General features: G+C 58.7%; 7 protein-coding genes. 4 read left to right on the top strand and 3 right to left on the bottom strand.

Features of this window, described 5'->3' with window-relative positions; translation table 11 throughout:
* Positions 1 to 66 precede the first annotated feature (66 nt).
* Genes QMK52_RS22625 through QMK52_RS22635 form a run of 3 tightly spaced genes read left to right on the top strand, consistent with a single transcriptional unit; the run spans position 67 to position 5,536 of the window.
* Positions 67 to 1,308 (top strand): exonuclease SbcCD subunit D C-terminal domain-containing protein, encoded by a 1,242-nt coding sequence (locus QMK52_RS22625; protein WP_122733831.1) that lies wholly within the window; start codon positions 67 to 69, stop codon positions 1,306 to 1,308.
* Entirely contained in the window at positions 1,305 to 4,946 is a 3,642-nt protein-coding gene (locus QMK52_RS22630; protein ID WP_320403450.1) for an AAA family ATPase, read from the top strand. Before QMK52_RS22625 ends, QMK52_RS22630 begins: the two co-directional genes overlap by 4 nt.
* Positions 4,943 to 5,536, top strand: coding sequence for a glutathione S-transferase (locus QMK52_RS22635; RefSeq protein ID WP_005787848.1), 594 nt, complete (start codon positions 4,943 to 4,945; stop codon positions 5,534 to 5,536). Before QMK52_RS22630 ends, QMK52_RS22635 begins: the two co-directional genes overlap by 4 nt.
* Positions 5,537 to 5,908: 372 nt before the next feature.
* Here the strand turns inward: QMK52_RS22635 and QMK52_RS22640 are convergent, their stop codons facing one another.
* The 3 genes from QMK52_RS22640 to QMK52_RS22650 all read right to left on the bottom strand — a co-directional run bounded on the left by QMK52_RS22640 (position 5,909) and on the right by QMK52_RS22650 (position 7,703).
* Positions 5,909 to 6,088 (bottom strand): hypothetical protein, encoded by a 180-nt coding sequence (locus QMK52_RS22640; protein ID WP_005787847.1) that lies wholly within the window; start codon positions 6,086 to 6,088, stop codon positions 5,909 to 5,911.
* Between the two features lie 156 nt (positions 6,089 to 6,244).
* Positions 6,245 to 7,420, bottom strand: a complete 1,176-nt coding sequence (locus QMK52_RS22645) for a lactonase family protein (protein WP_032803498.1) — start codon at positions 7,418 to 7,420, stop codon at positions 6,245 to 6,247.
* On the bottom strand, positions 7,407 to 7,703 hold the full coding sequence (locus tag QMK52_RS22650) for a DUF5629 family protein (protein ID WP_320403451.1): 297 nt from the start codon (positions 7,701 to 7,703) through the stop codon (positions 7,407 to 7,409). Before QMK52_RS22650 ends, QMK52_RS22645 begins: the two co-directional genes overlap by 14 nt.
* 893 nt (positions 7,704 to 8,596) lie before the next feature.
* Between QMK52_RS22650 and QMK52_RS22655 the strand changes: the two genes are divergently transcribed.
* Positions 8,597 to 13,084 (top strand): dermonecrotic toxin domain-containing protein, encoded by a 4,488-nt coding sequence (locus tag QMK52_RS22655; protein ID WP_320403452.1) that lies wholly within the window; start codon positions 8,597 to 8,599, stop codon positions 13,082 to 13,084.
* Positions 13,085 to 13,126 lie beyond the last annotated feature (42 nt).

Raw genomic sequence — 13,126 nt, forward strand, 5'->3', positions numbered from 1 at the left:
TTGCAGGCACTGCGTGCGTGTTACAGGTAAACTCCCCTCCTTTTCATCTTCTCCACGGAGTTCGCCTTGCGTCTGTTTCACACCTCCGACTGGCACCTGGGCCAAAACCTCCACGGCCAGGAACGCGACTTCGAACATGCCTGTTTCCTTGAGTGGCTGCTGGGCCAACTGAAGGCCCAGCGCCCGGATGCGCTGTTGATCGCTGGCGATATTTTCGACACGGTCAACCCGCCGCTCAAGGCCCAGGAACGCCTGTATGACTTCATCATCAGCGCCCACGAGCAAAACCCGACGCTGACGATTGTGATGATCGCCGGCAACCATGACTCCGGCTCGCGTATCGAGCTGCCCGCGCCGTTGATGCGCCGCCTGCGCACTCATGCCCTGGGCCGGGTGTTGTGGCTCGATGATGGCCAGTTGGACGCCGAACGCCTGCTGATCCCCTTGCCGGATGCCAAAGGCAAGATTGCCGCCTGGTGCCTGGCGTTACCTTTTCTACGCCCGGCGGAAGTCACCGGTGCGCACTTGGGCGATGATTACTTGCGGGGTATCGGCCAGGTGCATGAATGGCTGATCGCCGCCGCCAATGCCAAACGCAAAAAAGGCCAGGCGCTGATAGCCATCAGTCATGCGCACATGGCCGGGGGGTCGGTATCGGAAGACTCCGAGCGCAGCCTGATCATCGGCAATGCCGAGGCGCTGCCGGCCAGCCTGTTCGACAAAACCGTCGGCTATGTTGCCCTCGGCCATTTGCACAAGCCGCAACAGGTCAATGGCGAAGAGCGCATTCGCTACAGCGGCTCGCCGATTCCACTGTCGTTTTCCGAGATTGGCTACAAGCACCAGGTGCTCGACGTGACGTTCCAGGGCGAACGGCTGGTGGGTGTTGAACCGCTGCTGATCCCCCGTTCAGTCAACCTGCAACGCCTGGAAGCCGCACCGCTGGCGGACATCCTCAAGCAGCTGCACGACCTGCCCGACATCGACCTGCTGGCCGAAACCCAACGTCACCCTTGGCTGGAAGTGCGGGTACGCCTCGACGAACCACAGCCAGACCTGCGCCAGCAGATCGAAACCGCCCTGCAAGGCAAAGCCGTGCGCCTGGTGCGCATCGCCGCCGAATACGCCGGCCAGCGCGGCAACAGCGAAAGCGACGATGAGCGCTTGATCGAACTCGACCAGCTCACGCCCCAGGAATTGTTCAGCCGCGCCTGGCAGGACAGCTATGGCAGCGAAGTGGATGAACAAACCCTGAAGGATTTCGCCGTGCTGCTCCAGGAAGTGCAACAGGAGGGCGAACAGCCATGAAGATCCTCGCTATCCGCCTGAAAAACCTCGCCTCCCTGGCCGGCCCGTTCGAGATCGACTTTACCGCCGAGCCCCTGGCCAGTGCGGGCCTGTTCGCTATCACCGGGCCGACCGGCGCGGGTAAAAGCACGCTGCTTGATGCATTGTGCCTGGCGTTGTTCGGCGCGGCGCCGCGCCTGGGCAACTTAGGTAAAGAAGGTAAAATTCCGGAAGTTGACGCCGAGTTAGGTACAGACGATCCGAGAACTCTTTTACGTCGCGGAACCGGAAGCGGCTACGCCGAAGTAGATTTTGTCGGCGCTGATGGACATCGATATCGAGCTCGCTGGGAAGCAAACAGGGCTCGTGAAAAATCCAACGGACGCCTCCAGGCAGTGCGTCATAGCCTATATGACCTAGATACCAATCAGTTACTCGCTAGCCAAAAGAAGGAAGCTGAGCTACTGATTCAAACAAAGCTTGGGCTGAACTTCGCGCAATTCACCCGGGCCGTTATGCTTGCTCAAAGCGAGTTCAGTGCTTTTCTTAAAGCGGATGATAGATCCCGTAGCGATCTGCTGGAAAAGCTCACCAACACAGCCATTTATAGCCATCTTGGCAGGCGAGCATTCAGCAAAAGCAAAGAAGCCGAAAAAATACATGAGGACCTAAAAACCCAATCCAATGGTGTAACTCCTCTCCTCCCTGAAGCCCGCGCCGAACTCGATCAACAGTTGGCCGAGGCCCAGCAACAACTCAAGACTCAGCAGGCCCAGCTCAAGCAGTTGGAGTTGCAGCACACCTGGCTTAAAGAGTTGCGTGAGTGGCAAGAGCGCCAGCTCAGCGCCGTCGAACAATTGCAGCAGGCCCAGCAGCAGTGGGACAACCAAGGCCCGCAACGCCAGGACCTCAATCGCCTGGAGCAATTGGCACCGCAACGTCATCACTTCCTGCGCCAGGCTGAACTCGGCACCCTGCTGACGCCACTCGCGGCACAGATTCAGCAACAGCTTGAGCAGCAAGTCGCCCTGCATACCCGCCAGGACCAGGCGCAACAACAGCAACTGGCTGCCCAAACGGCGCTGGTCGATGCCCTGAAAAACCAGGCCGAGGCGGCTCCCCTGCTGCGCCAGGCCGTTGAAGAACAGAACACCCTCGCCCACTTGACCCGGGAACTGGCCAAGCGCAGCGAAGAAAAACAACAACAGCAAAGCGCCTGCGACGAAGGCCACGCCCTGCTCAAGGGTTTGCAAGACACGCAAACCCAAGTCGCCGAGCGCCTGCACCGCCTGGCTGCCGAGCTTGAGCACAGCGCCGCCCTTGCCCCGCTGAGCGAAGCCTGGAACGCCTACCGCGACCGTCTGCAACAGCTGATGGTGATCGGCAATCGCCTCAACAAGGGCGAGGCCGAACTGCCACAACTCGAACAGCGTGCCAGCGCCGCCGCCGATCAGTTCACCCAACAGCGCGAAGCCCTCGACCTGCTCTACCAGGAAGCCGGTGCCGAACCCCACGCGGTGGCCGAGCAAATTCAGTTGCTGGCCAGCCTGCTGCAGGATAATCGCAAGCAACAGCGTGCCTTCGAGGACCTGGCCCGCTTGTGGGACAGCCAGCAGCAACTGGATCAACAGACAGCCGCGCTGACACAAAAGCTCACCGACGCCGCGCAACGCCGCGAGCAACTGAACCAGAGCGGTTTGCAAACCAAGGCCGAACTCAGCGTGGCTGAGCAAACCCTCACGGTGACCAAGCAACTGCTGGAACGTCAGCGTCTGGCCCGCAGTGCCAGCGTCGAAGAGTTGCGCGCGCAATTGCAGGATGACCAGCCCTGCCCGGTGTGCGGCAGCCACGAGCATCCGTATCACCAGCCCGAAGCCCTGTTGCAGAGCCTGGGTCGCCATGACGAGAACGAAGAAGCCACCGCGCAAAAGGCGGTCGACGACCTCAAGGAAAAACTCAACGAACTGCGCGGAGAAGTCGGTGGCCTGATCGCCGAACAAAAGGAGTTCCTGCGCCAACAGGAACAGCTGGCGATACACCAGCAAGGCCTGGCACAGAGCCTGGAAGCCCATCCGCTGGCCGCTTCGTTGTTCAACCAGGACGCGGCCAAACGCAGCGGCTGGCTGGCTCAGCAACTGGCCCAACTGACCCAGAGCCTCACTCAGGACGAACAACGCCAGGGCGCCCTGCTCAACCTGCAACAAAACGCCGGGCGCCTTCAGCAGCAATTGCAAGCCGCCCAGGAGGCCAGCCAGCAAGCCCGGCAGCTGCTGGTGGACCAGCAACGGGAATTGGCCAAGGACCGCGAACGCCTCGACGCAGAACTCGCCACCTTCGCCACCCTGTTGCCGGCCCAAACCCTGGCGGGTTTGCGCAGTGAGCCTGCGGCGACCTTCATGCAACTCGACCAGCAGGTCAGTCAACGCCTTGAGCAGTTGGGCCATCAGCGCGATGAACTGGCCGAGCAGCAGGAGCGCCAGCAGGCCATCGAGAAACAGCAGACCCACCAGCAACATCGCCAGCAGCAGCTCGACGCGCTCACGCTGCAAGTCACCGAAGTGGCCTCACAGCAACAAGCTGTTCAAGAAAAACTCAGCGCCTTGCTGGGCGACCACGCCAGCGCCGAACACTGGCAGCAGCAACTGGAGCAGGCCGTCGCGCAGTCACGCCAAAGCGAGACCGACGCCAACCACGAGCTGCACACCGTGCACACGGCCCTGGTCCAACTGGCTGCTGACCTTAAGGCCCAGCAGGACCGCCAGCACGCGCTGCAAGCGGAACAACAAGCGCTTGAAACACGCATCAATGAATGGCGCACGCTGCACCCCGACCTGGATAACCAGGGCCTGTCACGTTTATTGGCCTTCGATGAGGCCCGGATCACGCAGCTACGCCAGGGCCTGAACAGCAGCGAAAAAGCTGTCGAGCAAGCCAAGGTACTGCTGCAAGAGCGCGAACAGCGCTTGGCCGAACACCAGGCCTTGCACAACGGCAATCTCGACGCCGATCAACTGGACCACACCCTGGCGGCGCTCAATCAGCAGCTGGCTGAAGGCGAGAAGCAGTGCGCCGAACTGCGCGCCCGCCAAGCCGAAGATCAACGCCGCCAGGACGCCAACCAGGCCCTGGCCGAACAGATCACCAAGGCCTATGAAGAATGGCAGCGCTGGGCGCGCCTGAATGCGTTGATCGGTTCGGCCACCGGCGACACCTTCCGCAAGATCGCCCAGGCCTACAACCTCGATTTGCTGGTGCACCATGCCAACGTGCAGTTGCGCCAACTGGTGCGCCGCTACCGGCTTAAACGCGGCGGCAGTATGCTCGGGCTGTTGGTGATGGACACGGAGATGGGTGACGAATTGCGCTCGGTACACTCACTGTCCGGTGGCGAAACCTTCCTGGTGTCATTGGCGCTGGCCTTGGGCCTGGCGTCCATGGCCTCAAGCACCTTGAAGATCGAGTCGCTGTTTATCGATGAAGGTTTCGGCAGCCTCGACCCCGAGTCCCTGCAATTGGCCATGGACGCTTTGGATGGTTTGCAGGCTCAGGGCCGCAAGGTGGCGGTGATCTCTCACGTTCAGGAAATGCACGAGCGTATCCCGGTGCAAATCCAGGTCAAGCGCCAGGGCAATGGCCTGAGCACCCTGGAGGTCAAGTGAGCCAGGCGCTGCTGTATTCGTTCCGGCGTTGCCCTTATGCAATGCGGGCGCGATTGGCGCTGCGCTATTCAGGCGTGCCGGTGGACATTATCGAAGTGAGCCTGAAAGCCAAGCCGACCGAGATGCTGGCGCTGTCGCCCAAGGGCACGGTGCCGGTGTTGAGCGTCGAAGGCCGAGTGATCGAAGAAAGCCTGGAGATCATGCAGTGGGCGCTGGCACAGCACGATCCCGAGGATTGGTTGTTGCAGGGTGAGCCTGCGGTATTGGCGCTGATTAGCGAGAACGATCAGGTGTTCAAACATCACTTGAATCGATACAAGTACGCCGAACGCTACCCGGAGCAACCGATGGAACATTATCGGGCCGAGGGCGAGGTGTTTTTGCGCAAGCTGGAGGGTTTGCTGACAGAGCGGGAGTATTTGCTTGCCGATCACCGGAGCCTGGCAGATGCGGCGCTTGTGCCCTTTGTACGGCAGTTTGCCCATGTGGATCGCGAATGGTTTGCGGGGACGCAGTACTACCGGTTGCAGGCGTGGCTTCAGAAATTTCTGGAGTCACCGCTGTTTATTGCGGTGATGGCAAAAACCTGAGTCTTACTCGACTAAATGTGGGGGGGCTTGCTCCCGATGGCGGCCTGAGGGCCGACCAGGATGCCGGATCAAACCGAGTACATATCCGTTATTTAGGCAACGGCTACTATTGGTTCCGCTTTTACAGCGGCTCACTTTTGAAAAGCGCAAAAGTAAGCAAAACGCTCTTGCCCCACCACTCGGCACCTCGCCTAGGCTCGGTGTGCCCGTAATCCGCCAGCGTGGTTTAACGGGGCGCCTGAGATCAAAAGCAGATCAAGAGCGGCTCGCTTCGCATCGTGGTTACCGTAGGGCTGGGAACTGAAGTTGTGTAGATACCTATGGCTATCGGGGGCAAGCTCCCTTCCACATTAGTACTCTGTAGTCTGAAGCTCAGTGCTGAGTCTTGTGATCCAGCGCTGCATAGAAATTGGCACTCTGTTGCAGGTATTTCTGGGTGTAGGCCGTGACACTGGATTTCTTGTCAGTGACTTCCACGCTGGCGCTGGCAGGCAATGCCACGGTAGCGGAAACAGCGGAAGCGGCGATGATGGAGAAGAGATTCAAGTTCATGGCGGTAACCCTTGTGTTCGTTTGGTTGGGTGGCCGGTGGAGGCCTTGGAACCAAACTTACGCCCGAGGATTGAACCTTAGAAATGCTTTGAAACAGTAGCCGCTATCAACCGAATTAATACAAAGGCTCAGGCCCCGCACTGCGGGGCCTGTGGCTTATTGACGCACCAGGAACTTGAGGTCGCTGGGGGCATCGATCGGCAATTGCTGCACGGTTTTACCCAACAGACCGGTCTTGGGGTCGCGTTCAACCACCACGATTTCATTGCTTTTCTGGTTGGCGATCAGCAGGAACTTGCCGCTCGGGTCGAGGCTGAACTCGCGAGGGTGATCACCTTCCACAGAGCGACGCTGGATTTCCTTGAGGTGCGCGGTGGCCGGGTCGATGCTGAACACCAGCAACTGATTGGCGGTACCGCGGTTGCTCACGTAGAGGAACTTGCCATCGCTTGACGCATGCAGCGCCGCGCCGGCCTTGTCGGACACCGGTTGGCCAGCGGCATAGTCCAGCAGCTGGGTTTGCGTCAGCTTGCCATCGCTGTAATCGAACACCGCGACCTGAGCGCTCATTTCGGTGGTCAGCCAGGCGTGTTTGCCGTCGGCGCTGAACAGCAAATGACGTGGGCCGCTGCCGGGTGGCAGTTGCACCGAGGCCGGGTTGGCCGGCGTCAGCGGCAATTCGTGATTGGCCTTGGGATCGTACTGGTAGACAAACACTTTGTCCGCGCCCAGGTCCTGCACATACACGTACTTGCCATCCGGCGACGACACCACAGAATGCACGTGATTGGACGCCTGGCGCTCAGGATTTACCCGGCTGGCCGGATGCCCGCTCAACTGCACCGGGGCCGACAGCTTGCCCTCGGCGCCTACCGGCAGCACCGCCAGGCTGCCGCCCGGGTCTTCGAGTACCGAATAGTTGGCAACGAACAGGTGACGCCCATCGGCGGCGACGCTGGAATGGGTCGGCTCGTTGCCCAGGCTCTGCACCTGGTTGATCAGGGTGAGCTGATGATTTTGCGGGTCGATGCTGTAACTGCTGACACGACCCACCGGGTCTTTCTGGCCTGGACCGTTCTCGTTGACCACAAACAGGTACTTCTGGTCCTTGGAAACCGTCAACCACGACGGGTTGGCCGTCTTGGCCGCCAGCACCGGCTTGCCGCTGAACTGCCCGGTGCGGCTGTCGAATTGCAGGCGGTAGATGCCTTCGCTGGTACCGGCAGTGTAGCTGCCCACCAGCAGTTCATAGGTGTCAGCCGGTGCAGCCTGCACCGACATGGCACCAACACTGCCGGCCATCAGCAGGGGCCAGAATTTACGCATCATCATCGGCTTCATCCTCACCGTTATTGTTGCCGGTGAAAGCGCTCATGCAGATCAGACGATGCTCGCCCGATTCACCGGTAAGGGTCCAGCTTTGCAGGGTGTCGTCGAACGTGGCCGCCTGCACCTGGGCCAGGCTGAATGCCCAGCGTTTTTCTGCACGGCCGTCCATGGCGGTGATCAGCAACTTCTCGTCATTGAGTTCGAAGTCAAAAGCGTGCAAGCCATCGATTTCAAGCATGTCGCTGGTTTCAAGGGTGTCCGGCAGGGTGGCAGATTCGGCAGTCATCACATCAGTCGTTCAGAGGAAAGACCTCATGATAGGCCAAATTGTTGCATCGGCCTAAATGCTGCCTTCAACCATCGGGGGCGTTCACATGCCGCCATAATTGCTCCCTCCCTAAGTCGGCCCGCGCATTATCAGCTTTTACCGCTGATACAGCGTTACCGGAAACAGCTGATTACTCATTGTTCATTTGACGGTTAAGCACCGGTCGTTAGTTTTCGCTCGCCTGTTCGCTTTACGCGTTCAGGGTCAAATCGCTATGCCGAGCAAGATCTCAACGACAAGGAAGCTACATGATGATCCATGGAAACCACCCTCCACGACCTTCCGACTACACCTTGAGCCCCGTACCGCTCCCCCCCGTTACCCACAAGTCGGGTGAAGTGCTCGAAACACCCCCTGGCAGCCACTCCGAGGCGTCGCTCCAAACGGACCACGATCATTCACTGCGCAGATCCCGGCGCGATACCAGCGTCCATTACGAAATATCGCCTGGGTCGTCATCGCTCAGATCCGGCTTGAGCTTTGTGCCGCTAAGCCCAACGCCGGCCGCTACGGTCTCAACGCTGCAGCCCGCTGCCGACGTCACTGCCAATACGGTTGCACACCAGTTCGCCGGCCGGCCCACGTTGCGCTCAGTGGTATCGAACCTGCTCGGCGACGCCATCAAAAACCTGTATCCCACCTTGGCGTTTGACCCTCAATACACAGCGCTGGCCGAACCCATTTCCAACAATCCCCCCCAGTACTGCTTGACCCCTTTGCTGGACGTAGCGCTCAAGCACCTGACCCGCGACGGCGAGCTGGACTTTACCGATAAGCACTCACTGGCCTGCACGCTGATTGATCAAGCCACGGGCCATATGCTCAAACCGGGGCCCTTGGCGGGAGCGCTGGTGCCGGGCATCGATATGCAAGCCATCGAATTGATCATCCGCAGCCTGCGAACCACTCTCAAAAGCGGCTTCGAACAAGCGCTGGTTCGCCACTTCAACGGCAACGCCTATGACACCCCCGAGCTTGAGACAAACCGTTGGCTATGGCTGAGCGACACACTCAGGGACACCTTGCAAACCGCTGCATTGAAACAACCCAGGCTCACCGACACGCAACGCGAGACTCTCGATCAGCTCGCCACCTACCCGGATCAAGTGCACCGCCAAGCCGCAAAAGGCAACGCAGCGGCCAAGGTATTTATCCTCGACACCACCGTAAGCCATGGCGCCAGCAGTTCAGCTCAACTGAGCCCGGATCTGTTGATCACACGAGAAGTCGACGGCCGTACGCAAGTGCTGCATACCACCCCCGCTGGAGTCGTCACACCGTATGACTCATTGCAAGCATTCGGCGAAGCCTGGGGGCGAAACCTGGAGAAAGTATTTGTTTTCGACAGCCTGAATTGGAAGCGCCAGGAAATCGATGCAAACATTTTTGATACACAAGCGGCGCTCATCCTCAATGCCATGGTGGAAAACGTAGCGTCCATTGCGCTTCCGACGTCGGGCACGCTTGATCAACTGGAGCAGGCCTTCTTCCGTGCAAGCGACCCGAGCCCCTGGTTCACCGGAGCCTATGCTGCAAATGCGGCCGAGCTTGGGCGGCTGCGCAATAATTTGCCAGGCTGGCTCAAAAACGCCAGCGAAGCAGATCGTGACACTTACCGGCGTCACTCGTTGGCACTGGCCAGCAGCGTACAACGTAACAATGGCCGGACGTTTCTCGACGGCATTCCCGATATCCGCACCTACGCCCAGCAGCAGCTGGACGAGCAATTGTCCGGTAAGGGCTACACGGCAAAAGATGTGGAAGTGGTGTTCAAGGTCGCCGTGGGTAACCTGGGCAGCGGCTACATCGAGCGGGTGAAGATGAGCCTGGTGGATATGGCTCTGAACAATCTCGCCGGCTTGCCCAAGGGCGAGATGGAAGTCCATCTGCGCGGGCAACCAAGCAGCGACCCGCAAATGCCGCAGATGCTCAAGAACCTGATCAGCAGCGTGGACATCGGTAGTCACTACCCGCAACTGCTTAATCGCGAACTGCTCAGCAAGACCCCGCAATCCCAGGAGCGGGCAGCGCGTTTTGTCGAACAGGTGCCGATCCAGCTCGCCATGCAGGCGCTGGGGCTCAAGCTCAAGGGCGAAGCCGGCATGACCGCCCAGGGTTACCGCTTTATTGAAGCACTCACCCAGCCCGGTGCGGGCAGCAAACAGGTGGATGGACAGGAGATTACCGTGCGCCCCCTGGCATTTGTGCGCAAACCAGGGGCAACGCCAGACGTTGTCGACAACATGTTCATCATCGAACCACTGGCCGGCACCAGCGGCCCACATATTCTCTATCGTGCGCAACTGAAGCCTGCGTTGCTGGAGTTTGCAAGCCGCGACGCGCTACTGGAAGCCATCCGCCAGCCGGGTGCGCTGCAAGACAGCGTGCTGGCCTGGTTGAAGGATGACAAGGTCAGAGCGGTGTATGGCAATGGCGGTTTTCGCATCCCCAATATTGCACGCTTCACCGTATTCAATGAGTTCGACCCACCCACCACGCCCAAGCCCACCACCCTCGCCGTCGACGGCTATGCTGAGGCCACCAAGCTACGCCAGGACCAGCTCAACGGTGGTCTGTTCACCCATTGGTTCCGATCCAACGCCAACAGCCTCGTCACCCTGGCGCAAGGCCAATCCACCTCCGACGCTGAAAGCCGCTGGGCTTCGCACAAGGAACTCGGTTGGCTGCTATTCAACACGTTGCTGCCGGTATTGCGCGGGCCGGGGGCCATGGCAGGCTGGTTATTGCAATTGGCCAACAGCGAAGAGGACATCAAGCGGCTCTCCACACCAAACGACCCGGACCCGACTTCGGCGGTGATCGACCTGCTGATCAATTTGGGCATGACGCTGACCCATGCTCCGACCAGCGAGCCTGGCAAACCAGCGCAGTCCTTTGAACACTTCGAGCAGGACGCCCATTCCGACAGCCGCGGTCCGCTCCCTCGCGACAGCAATCAGCCGATAGTACGCCAGGCTGTGATCCGCCAGGACCCGACACCTCCCTCCTCCGGCAATTTTGGCGGCAACGGTACGGCCATCGATATCCGCTTATCCAGCCCGCGTGGATTGACGCCAAGCCTGCTTGCACACATAGACTCGTTCAAAGTAACGGCTCCGACCACCCCTGGATTGCCCATCGCCGAAGGCATCAAAAAAGGTCTGTACCGAGTGAACGATAAGCTGTATGCCAACATCGACAATCACTGGTATCGCGTAGCGACCGACCTGGATGGCCCGTACGTTATTGATGAACAGAACAAGGCGCGTACGGCACCGCCAATACAACGCGATGCCCAGGGTCGTTGGCATTTTGACGTGGCACCCAAGCTCAAGGGCGGCATGCCAAAAAACGAGAGCCCGCAGGATATGGTCAAAAAAAACCTGCTAGCGCAGAAGCAAGCAAAAGCGAACTTCCAGCGCAGCACGCGGGAATTGACCAAAGTGGTAGAAGCCCATGAAAGCGCACTCAAAGAAATCCAAACCAGCCTCTCCGACTACGAGGCCGCTCGAAAAAAACTCAAGACGCTTCGCAACCTATCCAGGAGTGAGGGTTCGGCACAGCGATTTCTTGCGCCCTATCTAGAACAGTACGAGGTCTCCGAGCGGCTCAAGAGCAACCTGGACCAGCAACTTCAGGCGCTCAAGCCGCTGACACAAACCCTAAAGGTGGCTGGCGAAAAAGCCATTGAAATCATTGCACCCAAAAAATTCGGCGGGGTCGACGACCTGTCCAAATTCAAAGAGGACCGCTCAGAGGTGTACGAAAAAGTCCTGCACGCCCTGACTGAAATAGATGACGTTTACACGAAGCTGGCCAACGACGCCCGCCACGTTGGAGTGAACGGCGCCTCGCTGGAGGAGTTGATACGGCAGTCCAATAACGACTCCGAGATCGCTTACGATGAATTGATGCAAGTATCCGAAATGGCCTATCACGCTACTGAAAACCTATTGGCGTCGAAGCAGGCGGTCAGTGACACATTTGATCAGTGGAAGAACGACTCCCCCTTCGGTAATAAAAACGCCGAGGAGTACATCAAAGAGCGATACACCTCCCCTCCCGCCGCCAGAATACTGACATCAAAACTGAATAGGATGTCGTTCCTCAAATTACTAACCACGACATGGTCTGCCCGCAGCGCAGGGGCAACTGATCGCCTGCAGATGAAGCGCTTCCTGACAGAATCCCTGAAAACCGAAATAGTCGCTTTTAACGATCTGCGCCAATACACCGGCTACACCTTGAGCGAACGCAATGCCGCGCTGACTACCATTATCACTAAATACAAACAGGTATTGAGCGACAGCCTCCTTATGCAGGAGGAGCACCCAGAACTCTTTCGGGCGCAATACCACCAGCGTTTCACCGAGGTGCTCAATGAGCTCATCGCCGAAGCGGAAGCCGAGTTGGTCCAAGTCGTCGAAGAAGAGCAGTTTCTAATTCCAAAAGCGCCCCCACGCAGCGACCAACGGGCCAAACCGAGTAATCAACGCGTATTCAAGACTGAAGACAATGAGACCTTGATCGGCACCCTGCGCGCTCCGGAACCGGGCCAGACCTTTGACATTGTCGATGTGATAGACCCACAAAGCGGCCAACCCATGGAGAGTTATAGCGAACACGCGAATGATCGTGGGTGGGTGAAGATCATCCGTGGGCAGCCCACACCTCCCCGCCTTACCTCCCCCCCGAGGTCCCTGGCGAACTATAAGAGCGAGGCACAAAAGCTGATGAGTGACGCGGCGAAAGAGGAGCAGTCAATTCTTTTCCAGAAACGCAAACTTAACGATCCGGCGCGGCGCGATACTGTTGCCCCCAAGGATTGGAACGATATGCTAGAGCCGCTGGCCAATAAACTCAGGGAGACAGCGGATCAAGCCGAAGCCAGCCATAGAGCCAGACCGGAAACCGCCGACTTAGTTGCACAATGGAGGGCCGCCGCAGATGAGCTGCTGCAAAAGGCCCGTCAACACGCCGCAGACGGCTTTCTGGTTCAGCCGCCGACAGCGGAAAATGTCGACTTCTTGTGGACCCATCGCTTTGTCGATATCAACCTGGTAAAGCGGGACTTCCAATTAAAGCCAAACGACTTTCTCACCGAGTACCAAGTTCGCAAAAAAGGCGAAGTCGAACCGTTGTGGTATGCCCACTTCCACTATCCGCAGAAAGGCTGGAAGCGAGCCGACCACAACGCTGCGCATCTGAAAATCCCATCCCAACGCTACAAGACCCAAAAGGACTTGATTAGAGAAGCAGGAAACAATGGCGTCGTGGAGAAAATAACCAAAACCAGTATTACAGCCCCGTTGGACCAGAAGCTCTTTCTGGATCTGTGAGGCTGATCAACTGACGCTCTGCAAAAAGCCGCACAGTGCGGC

Origin of the sequence: Pseudomonas sp. P9_2, from assembly GCF_034008255.1 — a bacterium.
Lineage (GTDB): Bacteria > Pseudomonadota > Gammaproteobacteria > Pseudomonadales > Pseudomonadaceae > Aquipseudomonas > Aquipseudomonas synxantha_A.

Coding starts and splice junctions, on each gene's coding strand:
- QMK52_RS22630 (WP_320403450.1), top strand. CDS start 1,305: ATGAAGATCCTCGCTATCCGCCTGAAAAACCTCGCCTCCCTGGCCGGC.
- QMK52_RS22640 (WP_005787847.1), bottom strand. CDS start 6,088: ATGAACTTGAATCTCTTCTCCATCATCGCCGCTTCCGCTGTTTCCGCT.
- QMK52_RS22645 (WP_032803498.1), bottom strand. CDS start 7,420: ATGATGATGCGTAAATTCTGGCCCCTGCTGATGGCCGGCAGTGTTGGT.
- QMK52_RS22650 (WP_320403451.1), bottom strand. CDS start 7,703: ATGACTGCCGAATCTGCCACCCTGCCGGACACCCTTGAAACCAGCGAC.